Below are 22,308 nucleotides of genomic sequence, written 5' to 3' on the forward strand. Positions count from 1 at the left end.
GGTTGTTTGGGGGTTTTTCCCCCGGGCTTCCCTAATGCGGCCCGGGGGTTTGCGGTCCCGGGGGGCCCTGGGCGCGGGCGGGCCTAGACCGGGGGGGGGGGGCCCCCCGGTTCCGGGCGGGGCGCCCCGCCACCCCGAACCCGGCTTCCGGTCGCGTCAGTTCCCCGCTGCGGGACCGTTCGCCGCGAGACCGTTCGCCCAGAGGTAGTCGACCTGGCCGCGCTCACTGCTGTTCGGGTACGGGTTGGTGCAGGACGGGCCGGGCCCGCCGCCGGACATCAGCTCGCTGCACGGGCCGGAGTAGTCGTCCGGCAGGCCGAGCACGTGACCGGTCTCGTGGGCCACCACGCGGAGCGAGCTGTACTGCTGGTTCTGCTGGTAGTCGAGGAAGACGTAGCCGCGCCCGTGGCCGTCGGTGCTGGCGTAGGAGCCGCGGCTGTCGCTGCCCTCGTAGTAGGAGAAGTCGCCGTTGCCGCTCGTCTCCTGGAGCCGCACGTTGCGCTCGGAGCTGTTCCAGATCTGCGCGGCCTGGGATATCTGACTGGTGAAGGAGGGCGCGTTCGCGGTGTCGTAGGTGACGGTGACGGTCGCCAGGCCCGGGTCGGCGGCCTGTTTGGCCCTGGCGGAGGCCATCACGGCCTGGAAGAAGGCCTGGTTGTTCGCGGCCTCCGCGGCCGAGCCGGCGTACGTCGAGGGGGTGTACCCCTGGACGGCCGGGGCGGTCGTGGCGGCGGGCGCCGCGGAGGCGGCGGTGGCGGGCAGCACGGCCGGGCCGGCCGCGAGGGCCAGGCCCAGGGCGGCGGACAGCACGGATCGCTTCATGTGGGGGCTCCGGTTTCGCGGCGCGCCGACCCTCCGGGGGCCGGTGGGGGCCGGGCCCGGCGGTGGCGCGCGGTGGGGGCCGTCCCGGTCGGCGACCGGGGCGGGTTGCTGCCCCCGAGCTTCGACCCGACCGGGCCCGTCGCGGATGATGCCAACCGGCGATAGCACCGGCGCATGGCGGCCCGGTCCCGCCGTGCGGTGCGCCGGTCGGTCCGCCGACCGGCTCGTCGGCATGCCTTGATTGCCTGTCATGTCCTTGGCGATACGGCCCGGCGGCGTCTATGCTCCCGACGTGGAGCTCGACGTGAGACACCTCCGGGTGCTGTGCGCGATCGCCGACACCGGCAGCCTCCGCAAGGCCGCGCTCCAGCTCGGCATGACCCAGCCCTCCCTCACCACCCAACTGCACCGCATCGAACGAGCCATCGGCGGCACCCTGTTCACCCGCGAACAGACCGGCAGCCGGCCCACCGCGCTCGGCCACTCGGTGCTGTCCCGGGCCCGGCCGGTGATCACCGAGATGGCCGCCCTGGTGGCCGCCGCCCGGCAGGAGGCGCGGGATGCGGCCGGGCCCGGCCGGCAGCGGCGGCTGCGGATCGGCAGCGTCGGCAGCCGGGCGGTCGCGGCCTGGCTGCGCCGGGTGCACGAGCGGCTGCCGGACACCGACACCACCATCCACGTGGACATCTCGGCCAGCGCGCTGCTGCGGATGGTCGCCGCCGACCAACTGGACGTGGCCTTCGTGCACGAGTGCGAGGGCTTCCCGCTGCGGGTGCCGCCGGACGCCGAGCACCGGGTGCTGATGGCCCGGGAGCCGCAGTTCGTCGCGCTCGCCGCCGGGCACCCGGCGGCCGCCCGCCCGGTCGTCCACCTGGCCGACCTCGCCGAGGACACCTGGATGGTCGACCCGACCGCCGACCACGAATACGCGGCCATGCGCCGGGTGTTCACCGAGGCCGGGCTCAACCCCCGGGTGGTGCAGGTGCGGGACAACGCCACCGCCGCGGAGTTGGTCGCCTCCGGCGAGGCCGTCCGCCCCTGCCAGCCGACCTCGCTGCCCGCACCCGGCACGGTCGTCCGCCCGGTGCACGGGGACCCGCTGGCCGTCCGACTGCTGTTCGCCTGGCGCCCGCGCGTGCTCAGCCCGCCCGCGCTGGACGCGCTGTACGGCGAGCTGCGCGCCGCCTACCTGGACCTGGCCAAGGTCAACCCGGCCTACCTGGACTGGCTGGCGCGGCACGAGCCGGTGCTGCTGGAGCGGGTGGGCTGAGCCACGGCCGGCCCGCGGCCGCGCCGCCCCGGGCACCGACCCGCGACCGACCCCGGGGCACCGGGTCCGCGGCCACCCCGCCGCGCCGCCCTAGCGGACGCCCGCCCGCCTGCTCTCCCGACCGTGGACCAGCACCCCCACCGCCACCGTCAGCGCGCAGACCAGCCCGGCCGCGAACACCCCCGGGCCGCCGAGCGCGGTGCAGGCCAGCACCAGCACGGCCCCGGTCGGCGCCACCGCCTGGGCCAGGACGCCCCGCTTGGTGTGCCGGGAGTGCAGGAACCAGACCGTGAACAGGTAGAGCGCCGTGGGCACGGTGACCGTCGCGGTGGCGGCGGTCTCGGAGATGTGCGCCTGGTGCACGGCCGACTCCACCGCCACCTCCAGCCCGGTGCCGATCGCCGCCGCCGCGCCGAACACCAGGTAGTGCCCGTACCCCCAGACCAGCGCCTGCCGGTTGGAGCGCAGGTGCTCGTGGACGGACCGGGCGAAGTAGATCCACCACGCCGCGAAGCAGATCAGCAGCCCGCCGGCCGCCACCGGCACCAGCCGGCCCAGCTCCTCGTGCTCGTCCACCGCCGACTGCACCGCGACGGTCGCCGCCGCCACCGTCTCGCCGAGCACGATCAGGGTGAACAGCCCGTACCGCTCGGCGATGTGGTGCGGGTGCCAGGAGGTCCGCATCCGCAGCTCGGCGACCGCCGGTACGGCCAGCTCGCACAGCACCCCGACGGGGATGACGTACGGCCGGACGTCGTGCGGCAGGAACAGCATCACCACCCAGCCGACCTGGCAGAGCGTGATCCCGGCCGCGTAGCCGAGCGCGACCCGCCGCGCCAGGCCCTGCTCGCTGGCTGCCGCGCGCAGCCACTGGGTGACCATCGCCAGGCGCATCACCACGTAGCCGGCGATCGCCAGCGACAGGTCCTGGGTCGCGAACAGCCGCGGCACCCCGGCGGCGAGGATCAGCACCCCGGCGATCTGCACCAGGGTGGTGACGCGGTACGGCACGTCGTCGACGTCGTAGGCGGAGGCGAACCAGGTGAAGTTCATCCAGGCCCACCAGATCGCGAAGAAGGCCAGCCCGTAGCCGCGCAGGCCCTCGCCGTAGTGCCCGGCCGCCAGGGAGTGCGCCAGCTCCCGCCCGGCCTGGCCGACCGCGACCACGAAGCAGAGGTCGAAGAAGAGCTCCAGCGGGGTGGCGACGCGGTGCGGCTCGTGCCGGTCGCGCGGGACCATCCGGCGCACCGGCGGCGGATCGACGGGGTGTCTGGGGAGTGCCGTCGCGGCGGGGTCACTGGCCATCGGGACTGCTCCGGGGGGGTCGGGAGGGGACCGTCCCGCGCATCCTGGCAGCGGCCCCGGCCCGGCGCACGCACCGGCGCGGCAGGTGTGCGCGCACCGGCCCGGCACTGTGCGCGCACGGGCACGAGCCGGGGACCCGGCGCACACGCGGGCACGACGACCCCTCGTATCCCCTTTTCCCCTTGCCGTCAGCCGTAGTTGACGGTCCGGTGCGCGAACCGGGTGACAGCGCGGCGGGTTTCCGGGCGCGCCCCGCGCGCTGCGCCGCGAGCGGCCGGAGCGCCGCTAGATTCTTCCCCGGTTGGAAGAGCGCGGGCCCTGCCGGGCCCCACGACACGGGCGGCCTGCGGGCAACGCGGAAGGTCAAGGCGGGTGGCGGGACAGCGGGGGCGGCACAGCCGATCCCCCCGTGTCCGCGCCGCCTGCCTCGTGATCACCGCGCTGCTCGCCAGCGCCTGCCGTGCGGCCCGCCCCCTGCCGGCGGCTACTTCTCCCAGCCGATCCTGCTGTAGTCCTCCTGGGCGAGGCCGAAGGCACCGTAGTTGGCCAGCCCCTTGCGGGTCGCCACCACGGCGGGCCGCTGGTAGAGCTCGACGGTGTGGCCGAGCTCCCAGATCCTCGCGTCCGCCTGGTTGTAGAGCTTCGCGGCCTCCACCGGGTCGACCGTCCCGGCCGCCTTCTTCAGCAGCGCGTCGATCTCCGGGGTGCCCAGCCGCGAGGGGTTGCTGAAGGTGTTGTCGCCCACCGGCAGACGGAAGTTGGCCAGGCTCTTGGAGTTCGGGAACGAGTCGGTGTTGCGCCAGCTCGCGATGTCGAACTTGCCCGGGGTGACGTACTTCGCGAAGTAGTCGTTGGCCGCCACCTTGTCCAGGTCGACCTTGACCCCGACCGCCTGCCACATCGCCGCCGCCGCGGTGGCGAGGTCGAGCTGGGCCTGCGTGGTGCCGTCGCTGAGCACCCAGTGCAGCTCCAGCGGCCGGCCGTCCCGGGTGCGCGGCTGGCCGGCGCCGGCGTCCTTCCAGCCGGCCTCGTCCAGCAGCTTCCTGGCCTCGGCCTGGTCGAACTTCGCCCAGTCGCCGGAGTTGTCCTGGTAGCCCGCCTGGTTGGGCATGATGATGTGGTTGCCGAGCGGCTTGAACTCCACCGGTACCCCGTTGTTGGCGATCCTGATCAGCGCCGAGCGGTCGATGGCCCGGCCGAGCGCCTGGCGGACCTTCCGGTCCGCCAGCGCACCGGTGCCGCCGAAGGAGATGTGCACCTCGTCCCACGGGCTGGCGGCCCGGATCACGGTGTCCTTGGCGTCCTTGAGCTGCCCGTACGCGGTGGCGGTGCCGGCCGAGGCGAAGTCGATCTCGTTGTTGAGGTACGCCTGGATGCTCGCGGCCTTGTCCATCACCCGGAAGGTGATCCGGTCGAGCTTGGCCCGGGTGCCCCACCACGCCGGGTCCGGCACCAGGCTGATGGTCTGCGCGGTCTTGTCCGCCACGCCGATCTTCAGCGGGCCCGCGGTGATCGGGACCTTCTCCACCCAGCCCTTGTTGAAGTCGTCCGGGGTGGAGATGCCGGCCGCCGGGATCAGCGGGCGGAACAGGTTCTGCCAGTCCGCGTACGGCTCCGAGAAGGTGACCTTGACCTCGCCCGGGTCGGCGCCCTGCTCGACCGCGGAGATCAGCTCGTAGCCGGACGGGTCGTAGATGTTGTACGCCGGGTCCTTGCCGCTGCTCGCCTGCCAGTCGGCCTTGAAGTCCAGGTAGCTCAGCGGCTTGCCGTCGGACCACTTGGCCTTGGGGTTCAGCCGGTACGTCACCACCTGCGGGGAGGTCGAGGTGACCTTGGCGTCCACCAGGTAGTCCGGGTCCGCCTGGAAGGCACCGGAGGCGTCGGTGCGGAAGAGCGAGGGCTCCACGGCCCGGATGAGGCTCACCGTGTCGGTGTAGGAACCGCCGTCCACCTGGAGCGGGTTCCACTGGGTGATCCACTGGTCCAGCTGGAAGCGCACCTCCCCGCCGTCCTTGATCTGCTCCAGCGGCTTGGGGTTGATGTCCTCGGAGTCCTGTCTCGGCGGCTCGCTCCTGGCCACCGCGTCGGCCGAACCGCCGCCGCCCGAGGTGCACGCGGTGGCGGCGAGCACGACGGCGACGGCGAGGGCGGCCGCCCGGCCGAGGCGGCGGGCCGTGGTGGAAGCGTCCATGAGGGTCCCCCTGGGATCGATGACGGGAGTTGGGGCGCGCGAGGTGTGACGGGGCTTGAGCGTGGGCAGCCAATTCGGCACCGAGCGAGCAGAACGTAACAGCGGATCAGATCCGCCACCAGGGGGAGGAGCGCACACCTGATCCAGACGTCACACGCGGCAACACGGGCGCAACACCGCCTCAGTGCCCGGATGCTTCACTCTGACCTGCCCGTTCCCAACCCGCCACTCCACAAGGCGACCTGACGCCACGACCTGTCAAGACGACCCGGGCTCCCCGACCGGGCCCGGACCGGAGGACCCCACCCGATGCCCACCAGACGCGTCGGCCCCACCCGCACCGCGACGGGCGGCCGCTGATGCTCCGCTACCTGGCCAAGCGGCTGAGCTACTACGCGGCGCTGCTGGTCGCCGCCGTCTTCCTGGCGTACGCGATCTCCGCGACCGCCCTCCAGCCGCGCACCTACTTCGAGGCCAAGGTCCCCCGGCCGTCCGTCGAATCGGTCGAGCGCCAGCTCACCGCGCTCAACCTGAACGACCGGACCCCGGTCGTCGAGCGCTTCGGCCACTGGGCCGCCGGGCTGGTCGAGGGCGACCTCGGCCGGACCATCCACGACACCCCGGTCACCGACGACTTCGGCCGCCGGGTCTGGGTCTCGCTGCGGCTGCTGCTGCTCGGCAGCCTGCTGGGCATGCTCCTGGGCGTCGCCGCCGGGGCGTGGAGCGCGGTGCGCCAGTACCGGATCTCCGACCGGCTGCTCACCGTGCTGTCCTTCGTCCTGCTCTCCACCCCGGTCTTCCTGGTCGCGCTGTTCCTCAAGAACGGCGCCATCGCCGCCAAGGACGCGGCCGGCCACGAGGTCGTCCCGTTCACCGGCTACGAGACCCCCGGGCTCACCGGCGGCCTCGGCACCCACCTCGCCGACTGGGCGCTGCACCTGCTGCTGCCCACCATCTCGCTGGCCCTCGGCGGCCTGGCCACCTACAGCCGCTACCAGCGCGGCACCATGCTCGACGTGCTCGGCTCCGACTACCTGCGCACCGCCGAGGCCAAGGGCCTGACCCGCGGCCGGGCGCTGCTCAAGCACGGGCTGCGGACCGCGGTGATCCCGATGTCGACCATGTTCGCCTACAGCTTCCTGGGCATCTTCACCGGCGCGATCTTCACCGAGACGATCTTCGGCTGGCACGGCATGGGCGAGTGGCTGATCAAGTCGATCAACGAACAGGACGTCAACTCCGTGGTGGCGATCAACCTGTTCACCGCCGTCGTCGTGCTCGTCTCCGGCTTCCTCGCCGACACCCTGCACGCCGCCCTCGACCCGCGCGTGCGGTCCTGACCGGAGGAGAGCCGAGATGACCACCGTCACCACCGCCGGGCCGGCCGAACCGGCGGACCCCACCGGCCCCGCCGGGCCCGCCGGCCCCGCCGGGCCCCCCGCATCGAGCGGCCGGCGCCGGGCCACCGGCCGCGGCCGGCTCGTGCTCTCCCGGCTGCTCGCGGCCCGCGGGGCCGTGGTCGGCGCCGTGCTGGTGCTGCTGCTGTTCGCGCTCGCCTTCGGCGGGCCGTACCTGACGCACTGGGACTACGCCACCCCCGACTTCTCCGCACTGCACCAACCCCCCTCCGCCGAGCACCTGTTCGGCACCAACGGGGTCGGCCAGGACGTCTTCGCGCAGACCGTCCGCGGCCTCCAGAAGTCGCTGGTCATCGGCCTGCTGGTGGCGCTGTTCTCCACCGTGCTGGCCTCCGTGGTCGGCGCCTGCGCCGGCTACTTCGGCGGCTGGGCCGACCGGGCGCTGATGTTCCTGGTCGACCTGCTGCTGGTGTTCCCCGCCTTCCTGGTGATCACCATCGTCTCGGCCCGGCTGAAGAGCGCCGGCTGGATCGCCTTCGTCCTGCTGCTCGCGCTGTTCAACTGGATGATCACCGCCCGGGTGGTCCGCTCGATGACCATCTCCCTGCGCGAACGCGAATTCGTCCGCGCCGCACGGTTCATGGGCGTCCGGCCGCTGCGGATCATCAGCCGGCACATCCTGCCGAACGTCGCCTCCTTCCTCATCATCGACGCCACCATCGCGGTCGGCGGCGCCGTCATGAGCGAGACCGCGCTCTCCTACTTCGGCTTCGGGGTCAAGCCGCCGGACGTCTCGCTCGGCACCCTGCTCGCCGCCGGGACGGGCGACGCCCCGGTGTTCCCCTGGCTGTTCTACTTCGCCGCGGCCCTGCTGGTGCTGTTCGTGCTCGCCGTCAACCTGATCGGGGACGGGCTGCGCGACGCCCTCGACCCGACCTCCGGGGCCGCGCCGCGCCGTTCCCGGTCCACCCGCCGTCCCGCCAGCCGTCCCGCCAGCCGTAGGAAGCAGCCGTGACCACCACCGTAGAGACCCCGCTGCTCGCCGTCCGGGACCTGCGGGTGGACTTCGCCGGGCCGCACGGCCCGGTCCCCGCGGTGCGCGGGGTGGACCTCACCCTGCGGCGCGGCGAGACCCTCGGCATCGTCGGCGAGTCCGGCTCCGGGAAGTCCGTCACCGCGCTGTCCGTGCTCGGGCTGCTGCCCGGCACCGCGCGCGTCAGCGGCTCGGTGCGGCTGGACGGCCGGGAGCTGGTCGGACTGCCGGGCCGGGAGCTCGCCGCGATCCGCGGCCGCCGGATCGCCATGGTCTTCCAGGACCCGCTCTCCGCCTTCACCCCGGTCTACCGGATCGGCGACCAGATCGCCGAGGCGGTCCGGGTCCACCAGCGGGTGGACCGGGCCGCCGCGCGCCGCCGGGCCGCCGAACTCCTCGACCTGGTCGGCATCCCCGCGCCCGACCGGGCCCTGGACAGCTTCCCGCACGAGTTCTCCGGCGGCATGCGCCAGCGCGCGATGATCGCCATGGCGGTCGCCAACGAGCCCGACATCCTGCTCGCCGACGAACCCACCACCGCGCTCGACGTCACCATCCAGGCCCAGGTGCTGGACGTGCTGCGCACCGCCCGCCAGGAGACCGGCGCGGCACTCGTCCTGGTCAGCCACGACCTCGGGGTGATCGCCGGGGCGGCCGACCGGGTCGCCGTGATGTACGCCGGACGGGTGGTCGAGACGGCCGGGGTGGACGAGCTCTTCGCCGCGCCGCACCACCCCTACTCGCTCGGGCTGATCGGCGCGCTGCCCCGGCTGGACGGGCGCGGCGGCCCGCTCGTGCCGATCCCCGGGGCCCCGGCACCGATGGCCGAACTGCCCCCGGGCTGCCCGTTCTCGGCACGTTGCCCGCTGGCGGAGGAGCGCTGCTCGACCGCCGAGCCCGCCCTGGCGGGGGCGGACGGCCACCTGTCGGCGTGCGTGCGCTCCGCGGAACTCGCCGAGCGGCGGCCCGCGCCGGCCGAGGTCTACCCCGTCCCGGAGCTGCCGGCCGCCGCCGGGCCCGCCGACCGCTCCGACCGGACGCCGGTGCTGACGGTGAGCGGCCTCGGAAAAACGTTCCCGCTCCTCAAGGGCACGGTGTTCAAGCGCAAGGTCGGCGAGGTGTACGCGGTGGACGGCGTCGACCTCGACCTTCGGGAGGGCGAGACCCTCGGTCTGGTCGGGGAGTCCGGCTCCGGCAAGTCCACCACTCTGTTCGAACTGCTGCGGCTCGGCGAGCCGGAGACCGGCCGGATCGAGCTGTTCGGCCGGGACACCGCCGCGCTCACCCGGGCCGAGGCCCACCGGCTCCGCGCCCGGGTGCAGATCGTCTTCCAGGACCCGATGGCCAGCCTCGACCCCCGGATGCCGATCGGCGACATCGTGGCCGAGCCGCTGCTCGCCCAGCGCGCCCCGCGCGAGGAGATCGCCCGCCGGGTGCCGGAGCTGCTGCGCCAGGTCGGCCTCGACCCGGAGCACGCGGCCCGCTACCCGCACCAGTTCTCCGGCGGCCAGCGCCAGCGCGTCTCGATCGCCCGGGCGCTCGCCGTCCGGCCCGGGCTGCTGGTGCTGGACGAACCCGTCTCCGCGCTGGACGTCTCCATCCAGGCCGGGGTGCTCAACCTGCTCCAGTCGCTCAAGGCCGAGCTGGGCCTGTCCTACCTGTTCGTCTCGCACGACCTCTCGGTGATCCGCCACCTCGCCGACCGGGTCAGCGTGATGTACCTCGGCCGGACGGTCGAGCAGGGCGAGGTCTCGGCCGTCTTCGACCGCCCCCGCCACCCGTACACCCGCGCCCTGCTCTCCGCCGTGCCGCTGCCCGACCCGGCCGCCGAGCGCGGCCGCGACCGCATCCTGCTGGCCGGCGACCCTCCCCCGCCCACCGAGCGCCGCAGCGGCTGCGTCTTCCGCACCCGCTGCCCGCGCTACGCCGGGCTCACCTCCCCCGCGGACCGGGCCCGCTGCGAGCAGGAGCGGCCGGCCCTGGTCGGCGGCGCCCCGGAGGCGGACCACCGGACGGCCTGCCACCACCCCGAGCCGACGCCCGGCGGCGGATGCGCAGAGTGACCGGCCGTCCACGATTCGGTGGATCCGCCCGGCGCCGTGTAGAGTCTTCGACGTCAGCAGGCGCCGCTAGCTCAGTTGGTTAGAGCAGCTGACTCTTAATCAGCGGGTCCGGGGTTCGAGTCCCTGGCGGCGCACATGGCAAGGTCTCAGGCCGTCCACTCCGGTGGGCGGCCTGAGGCGTTTGTGGCGGCCGTCTCCCGGCGGCCGTCTCCCGGCGGCCTTCGCTCGGTGGCCGCCTTCACTCGGCCGCCGCCGACCGCTCCCCGCGGCGTCTCAGCGGGTGTCGAGCACGGCCGAGGCCACCGCGTCCGGGCGGTCGAACATCACCAGGTGCCCGGCCGGGGCGGTGGTGCGGAAGTCCGCCCCGAGCAGCGCCGCCAGCTCCCGCTGCCGCGCCAGCCAGTCCTCGGTGCGGCGGGTCCGGCAGCCGTCGTCGGCGGCCAGCACGGTGACCGGCAGGTCCTCGGCCAGCGGCCGGGTGCGGCGCAGCTCGTCCAGCTCGGCGGCGGTGTCTAGGTAGCGGCCGTTCTCCCGCAGCAGCGCGCGCAGCGCCCGTCCGGTGCGGTAGCAGTGCCGGACCAGCGGCGCCGGGGCGAGGTCCTCGCGGCGGACGGTGGACATCCGGGCCGTGGCCCGCCGGACGGTGGGGCCCAGCAGGTAGGGCACCGCGAGGGCGGTGGCGGCCCCGGCCACCGCCCGGGCCGCCAGGTCGCGCGCGCCGGGCGCCGGGTACGGCCGGGCCGTCCGCTCCGTGCTGCCGTCCACCAGCACCAGCCCGGAGGTCCGCTCGGGGTGCAGCCGGGCGAAGGCCTCGACGTGGAAGCCCGCGAGCGAGTGCCCGACGACGGTGCAGGGCTCGCGCAGCCCGAGGCCGTCCAGCACCGCACGGATCCGCGCGGCCTCGCCGGCCGCCGTCGGCGCGGGGCGCCCGGTGGCGGGCTCGGCGGCGCTCAGCCCGTAACCGGGCCGGTCGAAGCGGACCACGGTGCGGTAGGGGGCGAGGAACGGGACGACCAGGTCCCAGTCGAACCAGCTGCTGCCGAGGCCGCCGGAGAGCAGGCAGACCGGGCCGCTGCCCTCGGCGCGGACGTGCAGCGGGACGCCGTCGATCCGCAGGAAGCGCATCCGGCCGTCGGCCGCCGACCCGGGGGTGCTCATGCCGGCCTCCGCTCCGGGCCCGGTCCGGCCTGCCGTCCTTCGGCCTGTCGCCCTTCGGCCTCTGCCGCGTCCGCCGGCCCCCCGGTACGGGCGGAGCGGGCGACGCCCAGTGCCAGCAGGCCGAGCCAGCAGGCGACCAGCAGCACCTGGAGCCGCTGCCCGGCCCCGAGCGCCCAGGTGCCGCGCCCGGCCTGGAAGGCGGCGATCGACGCGAGGCTCCAGCCGGTGGCGAGCAGCTCCGCGCCCAGCAGCCAGGGCCCGAACCGGCGCACCGGCGGCCACCAGCGGTACCGGCGGGCGGCGACGGTGAGCGAGACCAGCGCGGTGAGCGCCCCGGCCATGGCGAGGCTGCTGGTGACGGCGTGCGCGGTGTGGGTGGCGGGCACGAGGCCGGCGGTCTCCCGGGCGGCGCACATCTCGTCGCTGGTGGGGGCGCAGCTGAGCGGCAGCCGGGAGTCGGCGGCGGTCGCGGCGCCGAACAGGGCCAGCGCGGACCAGCCGGCCAGCGCCCAGCGGTGCCGTCGGGAGGCCCCGGCCCGCCCGGTGGCGAGGGCGGTGCCGGCCGCGGCGAGCAGGCAGAGGCCGGCGGCCAGGTCGGTGGCGCGGAACAGGCCGCCCAGCGGCTGGTCCTCGGCGGCGAGTTCGCTGACGTACGCCTGCACCGGGTCGAGCCCCGTGCTCAGCACCACCTCCAGCACCCAGGCGGTGTACGCCACGGCGCTGAGCAGCAGCAGGGTGGCGACCGTCGTCCGCGCGGCGCGGTGGCCTGGCTGGGGGCTGGGCACCGTTCCACCCTAACCAGCGGTGAACTCCGCCCCAACCGGAAGGAAAGGTACGGATCGGACGGCGGCCGGGCCGGCCGGGCCGGCGGTGGTTCGAGGCACCCCTCGGAAGCGTGTATTGTTTTCCGGGTCAGCAGGCGCCGCTAGCTCAGTTGGTTAGAGCAGCTGACTCTTAATCAGCGGGTCCGGGGTTCGAGTCCCTGGCGGCGCACAGACAGTTGGGGAGTCTCTCGCAGCAGCGAGAGGCTCCCCGATTTTTTGGCCTCCGACGTCCGTTTTGCGTGTGATGTCGGTCTCGATTGGCGATCCGCCGGAGCCATCCGGCCCGTTCTGCTCGTCCAGGGCAGTAAAACCGGAATCGGGACAAAGGTCCCCAACCGCCGATGTCCCCGTCCGTGCAGGCTGCCCGGTACGCCCGCAGGAAAGGCCGCGCTTTGTCCAGAAACGCCCAGAGCGGCCGTCGCACGCCGTCGATCAGTCTCCGGCCGGTCAAGCGGCTGAAGCGCCCCTCCGCCCCGGTCGGCGGGCCCGGCGGGTCCGGCGGGTCCGGCGGGTCCGGCGGGTCCGGCGGCAGGAAGCCGCGCCGTCCGAAGCGCACCGGCTGGCGTCGGCTGATACCCACCTGGCGGATGACCCTGCTGGGCCTCGGCTCGGCGCTGCTGCTCGGCATCGGCCTGTTCGCGCTCGGGATCGCCCTGGTGAAGGTGCCGGACGCGCACGCGGCGGCGACCGCCCAGAGCAACACCTGGCTCTACTCGGACGGCTCGGTGCTCACCCGCACCGGCCAGACCAACCGGCAGAACGTCGCGCTGGACAAGGTCTCCCCCGCCGCCCAGCACGCCGCGCTGGCCGCCGAGGACCGGAACTTCTACAACGAGGGCGCGATCAACGTCCAGGGCCTGGCCCGGGCCGCGATCAACACCGCCAAGGGCCAGGGCACCCAGGGCGGCTCCACCATCACCCAGCAGTACGTGAAGAACACGTACCTGAACCAGAAGCAGTCGATCACCCGCAAGGTGAAGGAACTGTTCATCGCCATCAAGGTGGACGCCACCCAGAGCAAGGACGACGTCCTCTCCGGCTACCTGAACACCTCGTACTACGGCCGCGGCGCGTACGGCATCCAGGCCGCCGCCCAGGCGTACTTCGGTGTCGACGCGTCCGCCCTCGACCCCGCCCAGGGCGCCTACCTGGCCACCCTGCTGAACGCCCCGAGCGCCTACGACGTCGCCACCGCGACCGCGGCGGGCAAGCAGAACGCCGTCAACCGCTGGAACTACGTGCTCGACGGCATGGTCAAGGAGGGCTGGCTCTCCGCGGAGGACCGGGCCAGGACCACCTTCCCGGACGTCCGGGACCCGCAGCCCAACCCGGGCCTGTCCGGCCAGGCCGGCTACCTGGTCGACGCGGCCACCCAGTACCTCACCTCCAGCGGCGTGATCAGCGAGACCGAGCTGGCCAAGGGCGGCTACACGATCAGGCTGAGCATCGACCCGGCCCGCCAGCAGGCCCTCCAGGACTCCGTCCAGGCCCAGCTGCACGACACCCTGAACCCGGACAAGCGGAAGAAGGACGCGGCCGCCCAGGCCGGCGCCGCCTCGGTGGACCCGAAGACCGGCGCGGTCGTCGCCCTGTACGGGGGCGTCGACTACGTGAAGCACTACGTCGACAACGCCACCCGGCGCGACTACCAGGCCGGCTCGACCTTCAAGGCGATCGCGCTGGCCGCCGCCTTCGAGAACGGCGCCAAGACCCAGGACGGGCGCAAGATCACGCCGAACACGGTCTACGACGGCACCAGCGGCCGCAAGGTCCGCGGCGGCAAGGGCACCCCGTACGCGCCGCCGAACGAGGGCGACAGGAGCTACGGCCAGATCAGCCTCCAGCAGGCCACCGACTGGTCGGTCAACTCGGCGTTCGCGCAGCTCGCGCAGGACACCGGGCTCCAGAAGGTCAAGGACACCGCCGTCGCGCTGGGCCTGCCCGGCGGCACCCCGGGCCTCGATCCGGTGCCGTCCATCCCGCTGGGCGCGGCCACCCCGAGCGTGCTCGACATGGCGGGCGTGTACGCCACGCTGGACAACGGCGGCAAGCAGGTCACCCCGTGGCTGGTGCAGGCGGTGGACCGCGAGGGCGAGAACGTCGCGCTGCCCGCGCACAAGTCCACCCAGGCGGTCAGCGAGGACACCGCCAACCAGGTCACCTCGATGCTCCAGGGCGTGGTGAGCGACCCGGGCGGCACCGGCTGGCGCGCCAAGGCGCTGGGGCGTCCGGCGGCGGGCAAGACGGGCACCACCGACGACCAGAAGTCGGTCTGGTTCGTGGGCTACACCCCCGAGCTGGTCACCTCGGTCGCCCTGTTCGGCCAGGACCCGGGCAACGGCTCCCAGGTCAGCCTGAGCGGCGTCGGCGGCATCGACGGCGCGGCCGGCGGCCAGTACCCGGCGCAGATCTGGACCAGCTACATGAAGGCGGCGCTCAAGGGCCAGCCGGTCTCCGACTTCCCGACCCCGGCCGGCGGCGCCTCCTCCGGCGCCACCGACCTGCCGACCGCCCCGAGCACCCCGAGCGGGACCCCGTCGACGAGCGCCCCGACCGGCGCTCCGAGCACCGGTCCGACCACGGCGCCGGACGAGGGCTCGACCTCGTCGGGCGGCGGCGGGGCGATCACCGCGCCGACGGCCCCGCCGACCAGCCAGCCCACCACCCAGCCCACCCGGCCGACCCGGCCCACCTCGAAGCCGACCCAGACCACCCAGCCGACCGCACCTCCGACCTCGCAGCCGACCGGTCCGTCCACGGGCGGGGCGGGTGGCTCGGGCGGCTCGGACGCGCTCGTGGGGGCGGGCGCCTCGTCCGGGTCCGGGGGCTGACGGGGGGCGGGCCGTACCGGCCGGTGCCGGGATCGGGTGATTGCGCCACTGCGCACAGTTGAGGGCAGGACCGAATGACGGAATGGCGCCTTACCCGATCACCGGTCTGACTGTCACAATGCGGCCGTGCACAGATCAACGGCCTCGCCCACCCTCCCTCCGGGCAGAACCCTCGGCCTCGGCCTCGCGCTGGTCTCCGCCTTCGCCTTCGGCGGCTCCGGCACCGCGGCCAAGCCGCTCATAGAGGCCGGGCTCTCCCCGCTGCACGTGGTGTGGCTCCGGGTCACCGGGGCCGCCGTGGCGCTCCTGCCGATCGCCTACCGGCACCGGGCGGCGGTACTGCGCCGGCCGGGCCTGCTGGTCGGCTTCGGCCTGCTCGCCGTCGCGGGCGTCCAGGCCTGCTACTTCGCGGCGATCTCCCGCATCCCGGTGGGCGTCGCCCTGCTCATCGAGTACCTCGGGCCGCCGCTGCTGATCGGCTACGTCCGGTTCGTCCAGCGCAAGCCGATCACCCGTGGCGCGGCCGTCGGCGCCGGCGTCGCGGTCACCGGGCTGGCCTGCGTGGTCGAGGTCTGGAACGGGCTGAGCTTCGACGCGCTGGGCGTGCTGTTCGCCCTCGGCGCGGCCTTCTGCCAGGTCGGCTACTTCGTGCTCGCCGACGCCGGCCGGCACGGCGACCGCCCGGTCGACCCGCTCGCCGTCAGCGCCTTCGGACTGCTCGTCGGCGCCGTGGTGCTCACCGTCCTCACCCGGCCGTGGCAGGCCGACTGGAGCCGGCTGGGCGGGTCGGTGGTGATGAACGGGCACACCCTGCCCGCGCTCCTCCCGGCCGCCTGGATGGTCCTGGTCGCGACCGTGCTCGCCTACCTGACCGGCGTGATCTCGGTCGGCTACCTCTCGCCGCCGATCGCCGGGGTGGTCGCCAACCTGGAGGCCGTGGTCGCCACCGTGACGGCCTGGGTGCTGCTCGGCGAGCACCTCGGGCTGCCGCAGATCGCGGGCGGGCTGCTGGTGCTGACCGGTGCCTTCGCTGCGCAGGCGAGCAAGCCCCCGGAGGCGGGAGCCGGCCGGGGGGCCGGGGAGTCCGCCGGGGCCGGGGCCGGTTCCGGGGGCGAGGCGGGTTCCGGTTCCGGTTCCGGAAGTGGAAGCGGAAGCGGAAGCGGAACCGGTGACCGGGTGGCCGCCGAGCGCGGGGTCAGCGGCCGGTCCAGCCGAACCAGTCGAGGTGGTTGAGCGGCCACACGACGGCCGAGACCGGGCCGACGACGTTGTCCACCGGCACGGCGCCGCCGCCCGGGCCGTGCTGGTGGTAGCGGGAGTCCGCGGAGTCGCTGCGGTGGTCGCCCTCGACCCAGACGTAGCCCGAGGGCACCTTCACCGGGCCGAAGTCCAGGCCCGCGCAGGAGTCGTCCCCGGGGTGCAGGTACGGCTCGTCGACCTTCCGCCCGTCGACGGTCAGCGTGGTGCCCTCGCACTGCACGGTCTGGCCGCCGGTCGCGATGACCCGCTTGACCAGGTAGTTGTCGTCCTTCGGCGGGACCAGGCCGACGAAGCTCAGCACCGAGCTCACGGTGTCGGTGACGGGGTTCGGGTCGGCGGGCTGCGGCGGCAGCCAGCCCCCCGGGTCCTTGAAGACCACCGGCTGGCCCGGCTCCGGCTCCCAGCCGGTCAGCGGCGCCAGCTTGTTCACCCCGACCCGGTCGCCGATCCGCAGCGTGTTCTCCATCGAGCCGGACGGGATGGTGAACACCTGGAGCAGGCAGGTCTTGATCAGCAGCGCGACCACCAATCCGACCACCACCATCACCGGCAGCTCGATCCACCACGGCCGGGGCCGCCGGCCCGGGCGGCGGGCCGACCGGCCGCGCGAACCGCGCGCCCGGCGGCGGGCCTCGGCGCGACCGCCGGACACCCCGCGGGCGTCGGGCGCGGAGCCGCTGGGGGCTCCGGGCCCGCTGGGCGTTTCGGGCAGGTTCACCGCCATCGTCGCTGCTCCACCTCTCCGGCCGGGAAGTCTGCACGCTACGCCAACCGGGGAGCCTGACGAAATCGGTCATTTAGCCGCCGCCGACACGGCCGGGCGCCCCGGGAGGCGCTCCGGGGGCCGCCGGCCCTTTCGCACCCGGGCCGGTCAGGCGCGGGCCGGTCAGGCCCGGGCGGTCGGGCGCGGGCCGGTCAGGCGCGGGCCGGTCAGGCGCCGGGCGGTCGGGCCCGGGCCGGTCAGGCGCCGGGCGGTCGGGCCCGGGCGGTCGGGCGCGGGCCGGTCAGGCGCCGGGCGGTCGGGCCCGGGCGGTCGGGCGCGGGGCCGGTCGTGCCCAGGCCGGTCGTGCCCAGGCCGAGCAGGCGCGGGGCGGTCGGGCGTGGGCCGGTCAGGCGCGGGCGATGGCCTCGTGGTGGCGGATGACCTCGGCGATGATGAAGTTCAGGAACTTCTCCGCGAAGACCGGGTCCAGCTTCGCCCCTGCGGCCAGCTCCCGCAGACGCCTGATCTGGTCCCGCTCGCGCGCCGGGTCGGCCGGCGGAAGCTTGTGCTCGGCCTTGAGCCGACCGACCCGCTGAGTCGCCTTGAAGCGCTCGGCCAGCATGTGGACCACCGCGGCGTCGATGTTGTCGATGCTCTCGCGCAGGCTGGTCAGCTCAGCCCGTACGGCGTCGTCGATCCCCTCGGGCAGACCGGCGTCGGGGGTCGTGGAGTGGTCCGTCATCGGGGCGGCTCCCGGTGTCTGGAGTGGGCGCCCGACCGTACGGCGGCCGGGCTCGGGCCCGGGCAAATCTAACAGGGCCCCGCTTCGGCCCCGCACCGTAGGACGGATCCGTCCAGGATCCGGACAACGGCCCTGACCGGCCGGACCGGCCCGGCACCCGCCGGACCCCGCCCGCACGCTGCGGCGCGACGTACCGGGGCGGAGCGGGCCCTGCCCGTAGGCTGGGCACGCATGACCGGAAGTGACCACTCGAACACTCCTTCAGCACTGGAGGCCTCATCGTGGCAACCACCCGCACCGCCACCACCGAGTGGGAGGGCAACCTCCTCGACGGAAAGGGGCTGGTGACCTTCCAGTCCTCCGGGATCGGCACGTACCCCGTCTCCTGGCCGTCCCGCGCCGAGCAGGCCAACGGCAGGACCAGCCCGGAGGAGCTGATCGCCGCCGCCCACTCCGCCTGCTTCTCGATGGCCCTCTCGCACGGCCTGACCGAGGCCGGCACCCCGCCCACCAAGCTGGACACCAGGGCCGACGTGACGTTCCAGCCCGGCACGGGCATCACCGGCATCCACCTGACCGTCATCGGCACCGTCCCCGGGCTGGACGAGGCCGGCTTCGTGAAGGCGGCCGAGGGCGCCAAGGCCAACTGCCCGGTCAGCCAGGCCCTGACCGGCACCACCATCACCCTGTCGGCCTCGCTGGCCGACTGAGCCGCTCCCCTTTCCCCTTTCTCCGCATCCTCTCCACCGCACCCTCCGGCGCCCGGTCGGCGCGCGACCGGTCCGCATGCGGCGCGCGACCGGCGCCCGGGGGCGCGACTTCAGCGCACACGCCCCTGGTACACATCATGTGATGTGCACCAGGGGCGTCTGCACGTACCGGCATTCATGATCACAAAGCGGGCGAATCACCCTGCCGGCGGTCACCGCGCGTTGCCGTCGCGGCCTATGATCGGCCGCAGCGCCCTGTCCTTCAGGCGGGTCCCCGCGCACCGGCGCCCCACGACGGGCGGCCCGCCGCGGACCGACTCCGAGGACCGCGACAGAGTGCGGAGCCGACCGCCGGGTCCCGACTGGCCGGCCGGACCATCGTCAAGCGTCAGCAGCGGACGGGAGCATGCCGTGCCGGGCCAGAACGAGGGGGCCGACGCACACCACCCGGGCGTGCGGCACGAGGAGTCGCCGCGCCGCCGCCACCTCTCCTGGCCGCTCCTGGAACCGGCCGTGGAATCCGCCGTGGGGTCCGTCACCGGGCCGGTCACCGGCGTCGCCGACGGCCTCAGCACCTGCGGCACGCTCGCCCAGCCGGAGCTGCTGCTCTGCCCCACCTGCGCGGCCCCGCTCACCGGCGCCCCCCACCGCGACCGGGGGCTCACCGGCACCGGGGGCCGGGAGGGCGGCGGGCACGGCGGCGGCCAGGAGGGGGTGGGCGCCGACCGGCTGCTGGCGGCGCTGCGGGCCAGCGAGTCCCGGTTCCGGGCCGCCTTCTGCGACGCCGTCATCGGCATGGCCCTGATCGACGCCGAGGACCGGATCATCGAGGTCAACCCCGCCTTCGCCGGTCTGATCGGCCGGAGCGTCGGCGAACTGGTCCGCACCCCCCTGCACGAGATCCTCGACCCGGAGGGCATGCCGGACCGGCTCTTCTCCGAGCTCGTCCGCGGGGAGCGGGAACGGTTCCGCGTGGAGAAACAGCTCAAGCACCGCGAGGGCCACACGGTCTGGAGCAAGGTCACCGTCTCGCTGATCCGGGACGGCGCCGGGGACCCGCTCTACACCCTCGCCCTGGTGGAGGACATCACCGAGCAGCGGCGGCTCGGCGACCGGCTGGAGTACCAGGCCCTGCACGACCCGCTGACCAGGCTGCCCAACCGGGCCTACTTCTTCGAACGGCTCGACGCCGCCTGCCTCGCCCCGACCGACCGGCCGGGCCCGGCCGGGGCCGCGCAGGAACGCCGGGTCGGGGTCTGCTACCTGGACCTCGACGGCTTCGCGGCGATCAACGAGGCGCTCGGCCACCACATCGGCGACCAGTTGCTGATCGCCGTCGCCACCCGGCTGCGGCGCGGCTTCGAAGGGCGCGACACCCACCTGGTGGCCCGGATGGGCGGAGACGAGTTCGCCGTCCTGGTCACCGACAGCCTGGGCAGCGAGCAGCTGACCGACCTGGCCGCCCGGATCCTGGAGATGCTGGAGCGCCCCTTCGACGTCGCCGGGCACCGGCTGGTGATCACCGCCAGCGTCGGCGTGGTCGAGCGGTCCGTGCACGAGACCACGCCGACCGACCTGGTCAAGGACGCCGACGCCACGCTCTACTGGTCCAAGGCCGACGGCCGCGCCCGCTGGACGCTCTACGACCCGGACCGCGGCGCCCACCAGCTCACCCGGCAGCTGCTCGCCACCTCGCTGCGTCCGGCCCTGGAGCGCGGCGAGTTCACGATCGAGTACCAGCCGCTGGTCGGCCTGGCCGACGGCACCGTGCACGGCGCGGAGGCCCTGGTCCGCTGGCGCCACCCCCGCTACGGGACGCTCTCCCCGGACCGCTTCATCCCGCTCGCCGAGGAGACCGGCGCGATCGTGCCGCTCGGGACCTGGGTGCTGGAGGAGTCCTGCCGCCAGGCCCGGCAGTGGCTCAGCGAGTTCCCCGAGACCGAGACCTTCGTGAGCGTCAACCTGGCCGCCCGCCAGATCTGGGACTCCGACATCGTCGCCGACGTCGCCCGGGCCCTCGACCGCACCGGCCTGCCGGCCCGGCTCCTCCAGCTGGAGATCACCGAGAGCGCCCTGCTCGGCCCCGGCGGCCGCCCCCTCCAGGCCCTCCAGGCGCTCGCCGACATGGGCGTGCGGATCGCGATCGACGACTTCGGCACCGGCTACTCCAACCTGGCCTACCTCTCCCGGCTGCCGGTGCACGTGCTCAAGCTCGACGGCACCTTCATCGAGGGCTTCCGCGAGCCCTCTCCGACGGACCGCCCCGGCCGCCCCGAACTCGGCTCCCGCCGCAGCGACGCGGACGAGCAGATCGTCGGCGCGATGGTGCAGCTGGCCCACACCCTCGGGCTGACCGTCACCGCCGAGGGGATCGAGAGCGCCGCCCAGGCCGAGCGCCTGCGGCTGACCGGCTGCGACACCGCCCAGGGCTGGTACTTCGCCCGCCCCGGCGAGGCCGAGCTGGTCGCGGCCATACTCCGCGAGGGCCGCCGCCCCGCCCTGCACGGCCGGTAGCCGCGGGGCGGGGGGAGACCGCCCCGGGCGGGCAGGCCAGGGCCGACCACTGCGCCGCCGTCGGTCAGGCCCCGGGGCCGGCCACTGCGCCGTCGGTCAGGCCGTAGGCCTCGGCGATCAGGCCGTACGAGCGCAGCCGGGCCTCGTGGCCGTGGATGTGCGAGGTGACCATCAGCTCGTCCACCCCGGTCCGCTTGCGCAGGGCCTCCAGCCCGTCGGCGACCCGGCCCGGGGCACCGAGCACCACGTTGTCGAGCCAGCTGTCGATGAAGTCCGCCTCGGCCGGGGCGTACGGGTACTCCTCGGCCTCCTCGGGGGTGGGGATCGGACCGGGGTTGCCGCGCCGCAGCCGGAGCATGCCGAGGGCGGCGGAGCGGGCGAGGCGCCGGGCCGAGGGCTCGTCGTCGGCGGCGACGGCACTCACGCCGATCAGCGCGTACGGCTCTTCGAGGACCGCGGAGGGGCGGAAGGACGACCGGTAGAGGTCCAGCGCGGGGACGGTGTTGGCGCTGCTGAAGTGGTGGGCGAAGGCGAACGGGAGGCCGAGGCGCCCCGCCAGCTGGGCGCTGAAGCCGGAGGAGCCGAGCAGCCAGACCGGCGGGCGGCCCTCGCCCTTGGGGACGGCCGTCAACCGGGCGTACGGGTGGCCGGCCGGGAAGTCCCCGTCGAGGAAGTGGGTCAGCTCTGCGAGCTGCTGCGGGAAGTCGTCCGCGCCCTCGGCGAGACCGCGGCGCAGCGCCCGGGCGGTGGCCGGGTCGGTGCCGGGGGCGCGGCCGAGCCCGAGGTCGATCCGCCCGGGGTGCAGGGCCTCCAGCAGGCCGAACTGCTCGGCGATGGCCAGCGGGGCGTGGTTGGGGAGCATGACGCCGCCGGAGCCGAGCCGCAGCGTCGTGGTGTTGGCCCCGAGGTGGGCGAGCAGGACGGCGGGGGTGGAGCTGGCCACGCCGGGCATGCCGTGGTGCTCGGCCACCCAGAAGCGGTGGTAGCCCCACTGCTCGGCCCGGCGGGCCAGTTCGGTGGTGGCGGCGAGGGCCTCGGCGGGCGTGTACCCGACGCCGACGGTCGCCAGGTCGAGGATGGAGAGCGGTGCGGGTGCCGTTCCCCGGGCGGTGCCCCGGACCGCCGTGTCGGTCGTCGGCTCCGCCGCGTGCCCCTGCTGCTCCTCGGTGGTCATCCCGTCCGCCCTCCTGGCCGTTGTCCTCGAACCGGCCGCTCGTGGGTGACCGCGTGGCCCCGGTCGGGCCGCCGGTCGCTGTCGCCGACCGGGGTCAACCACGACCGGGGGCCGGCTGTTCCCGCCACCGGGAGATCGTCCGGCCACGGTACGAGCAGGTTTCGGCCAATGCGCACGGTCGGCCGCCCGGCCGTTCCGGCTGACGGAGAGCCAGCGGCCGAACACGGCTGGCGACTTCCCGCCAGCGCCGGAAGTCGCCAGCGTCGACTCTCGCGGCGGGCGGCCGACGTCCGGCAGGCTGGGGTCAGGAGCGGGTCGCCGGAGCGGGGATCCGCACTCCACCAGCAAGA

16 protein-coding genes and 2 tRNA genes are annotated in these 22,308 nt (G+C 74.4%); 10 read left to right on the plus strand and 8 right to left on the minus strand.

The annotated features are described in order from the left end of the window. Positions 1-156 precede the first annotated feature (156 nt). The gene (gene snpA, locus ACH5AR_RS27760) at positions 157-822 is read right to left on the minus strand and encodes a snapalysin (RefSeq protein WP_396304249.1); all 666 of its coding nucleotides are present in this window, start codon (positions 820-822) and stop codon (positions 157-159) included. 292 nt (positions 823-1,114) lie between these two features. Here snpA and ACH5AR_RS27765 point away from each other — a divergent pair, with 292 nt between their 5' ends. Beyond that, on the plus strand, positions 1,115-2,092 hold the full coding sequence (locus tag ACH5AR_RS27765; RefSeq protein ID WP_396304250.1) for a LysR family transcriptional regulator: 978 nt from the start codon (positions 1,115-1,117) through the stop codon (positions 2,090-2,092). Between the two features lie 90 nt (positions 2,093-2,182). Here ACH5AR_RS27765 and ACH5AR_RS27770 read toward each other — a convergent pair whose 3' ends face one another. Together ACH5AR_RS27770 and ACH5AR_RS27775 are read right to left on the minus strand one after the other, a co-directional pair. Then, on the minus strand, positions 2,183-3,397 hold the full coding sequence (locus ACH5AR_RS27770) for a low temperature requirement protein A (protein WP_396304251.1): 1,215 nt from the start codon (positions 3,395-3,397) through the stop codon (positions 2,183-2,185). Positions 3,398-3,881: 484 nt separating this feature from the next. Beyond that, positions 3,882-5,588, minus strand: coding sequence for an ABC transporter family substrate-binding protein (locus ACH5AR_RS27775; RefSeq protein ID WP_396304252.1), 1,707 nt, complete (start codon positions 5,586-5,588; stop codon positions 3,882-3,884). A 359-nt stretch (positions 5,589-5,947) separates the two neighbouring features. Here ACH5AR_RS27775 and ACH5AR_RS27780 point away from each other — a divergent pair, with 359 nt between their 5' ends. The 4 genes from ACH5AR_RS27780 (at position 5,948) to ACH5AR_RS27795 (ending at position 10,176) form a co-directional block, all read left to right on the plus strand. Next, on the plus strand, positions 5,948-6,928 hold the full coding sequence (locus ACH5AR_RS27780) for an ABC transporter permease (protein WP_396304253.1): 981 nt from the start codon (positions 5,948-5,950) through the stop codon (positions 6,926-6,928). Between the two features lie 16 nt (positions 6,929-6,944). After that, positions 6,945-7,961, plus strand: a complete 1,017-nt coding sequence (locus ACH5AR_RS27785) for an ABC transporter permease (protein ID WP_396304254.1) — start codon at positions 6,945-6,947, stop codon at positions 7,959-7,961. Further along, positions 7,958-10,042, plus strand: coding sequence for a dipeptide ABC transporter ATP-binding protein (locus ACH5AR_RS27790; protein WP_396304255.1), 2,085 nt, complete (start codon positions 7,958-7,960; stop codon positions 10,040-10,042). Before ACH5AR_RS27785 ends, ACH5AR_RS27790 begins: the two co-directional genes overlap by 4 nt. A 60-nt stretch (positions 10,043-10,102) precedes the next feature. Continuing rightward, positions 10,103-10,176: transfer RNA gene (locus tag ACH5AR_RS27795), tRNA-Lys, on the plus strand. A 139-nt stretch (positions 10,177-10,315) separates the two neighbouring features. Here ACH5AR_RS27795 and ACH5AR_RS27800 read toward each other — a convergent pair. Together ACH5AR_RS27800 and ACH5AR_RS27805 are read right to left on the minus strand one after the other, a co-directional pair. Further along, positions 10,316-11,200: an alpha/beta fold hydrolase gene (locus tag ACH5AR_RS27800; RefSeq protein WP_396304256.1), complete on the minus strand. Its 885-nt coding sequence runs from the start codon at positions 11,198-11,200 to the stop codon at positions 10,316-10,318. Then, positions 11,197-11,985, minus strand: a complete 789-nt coding sequence (locus tag ACH5AR_RS27805) for a DUF998 domain-containing protein (protein ID WP_396304257.1) — start codon at positions 11,983-11,985, stop codon at positions 11,197-11,199. The genes ACH5AR_RS27800 and ACH5AR_RS27805 overlap by 4 nt, the downstream gene beginning before the upstream one ends. Positions 11,986-12,119: 134 nt before the next feature. On the opposite strand from ACH5AR_RS27805, the gene ACH5AR_RS27810 reads away from it, so the two are divergent. The 3 genes from ACH5AR_RS27810 to ACH5AR_RS27820 all read left to right on the plus strand — a co-directional run bounded on the left by ACH5AR_RS27810 (position 12,120) and on the right by ACH5AR_RS27820 (position 16,088). Next, positions 12,120-12,193: transfer RNA gene (locus tag ACH5AR_RS27810), tRNA-Lys, on the plus strand. A gap of 418 nt (positions 12,194-12,611) precedes the next feature. Then, positions 12,612-14,855, plus strand: coding sequence for a transglycosylase domain-containing protein (locus tag ACH5AR_RS27815; protein WP_396304258.1), 2,244 nt, complete (start codon positions 12,612-12,614; stop codon positions 14,853-14,855). A 126-nt stretch (positions 14,856-14,981) separates the two neighbouring features. After that, complete coding sequence (locus ACH5AR_RS27820) at positions 14,982-16,088, plus strand: EamA family transporter (protein ID WP_396304259.1); 1,107 nt, start codon at positions 14,982-14,984, stop codon at positions 16,086-16,088. Here the strand turns inward: ACH5AR_RS27820 and lepB are convergent. Both lepB and ACH5AR_RS27830 read right to left on the minus strand, forming a co-directional pair. Continuing rightward, positions 16,051-16,839, minus strand: coding sequence for a signal peptidase I (gene lepB / locus ACH5AR_RS27825; RefSeq protein WP_396304260.1), 789 nt, complete (start codon positions 16,837-16,839; stop codon positions 16,051-16,053). The two genes, ACH5AR_RS27820 and lepB, sit on opposite strands and share 38 nt — an antisense overlap. A gap of 385 nt (positions 16,840-17,224) precedes the next feature. Then, positions 17,225-17,560, minus strand: coding sequence for a chorismate mutase (locus tag ACH5AR_RS27830; RefSeq protein WP_396304261.1), 336 nt, complete (start codon positions 17,558-17,560; stop codon positions 17,225-17,227). 281 nt (positions 17,561-17,841) lie between these two features. Between ACH5AR_RS27830 and ACH5AR_RS27835 the strand changes: the two genes are divergently transcribed. Continuing rightward, entirely contained in the window at positions 17,842-18,270 is a 429-nt protein-coding gene (locus ACH5AR_RS27835; RefSeq protein WP_396304262.1) for an OsmC family protein, read from the plus strand. A gap of 411 nt (positions 18,271-18,681) precedes the next feature. Continuing rightward, the gene (locus tag ACH5AR_RS27840) at positions 18,682-20,784 is read left to right on the plus strand and encodes a putative bifunctional diguanylate cyclase/phosphodiesterase (protein ID WP_396304263.1); all 2,103 of its coding nucleotides are present in this window, start codon (positions 18,682-18,684) and stop codon (positions 20,782-20,784) included. A gap of 64 nt (positions 20,785-20,848) precedes the next feature. On the opposite strand, the gene ACH5AR_RS27845 is transcribed toward ACH5AR_RS27840, so the two are convergent. Further along, the gene (locus tag ACH5AR_RS27845) at positions 20,849-21,958 is read right to left on the minus strand and encodes an LLM class flavin-dependent oxidoreductase (protein WP_396304264.1); all 1,110 of its coding nucleotides are present in this window, start codon (positions 21,956-21,958) and stop codon (positions 20,849-20,851) included. Between the last annotated feature and the right edge of the window lie 350 nt (positions 21,959-22,308).

Origin of the sequence: Kitasatospora sp. NPDC018619 (assembly GCF_044391605.1) — a bacterium.
Lineage (GTDB): Bacteria > Actinomycetota > Actinomycetes > Streptomycetales > Streptomycetaceae > Kitasatospora.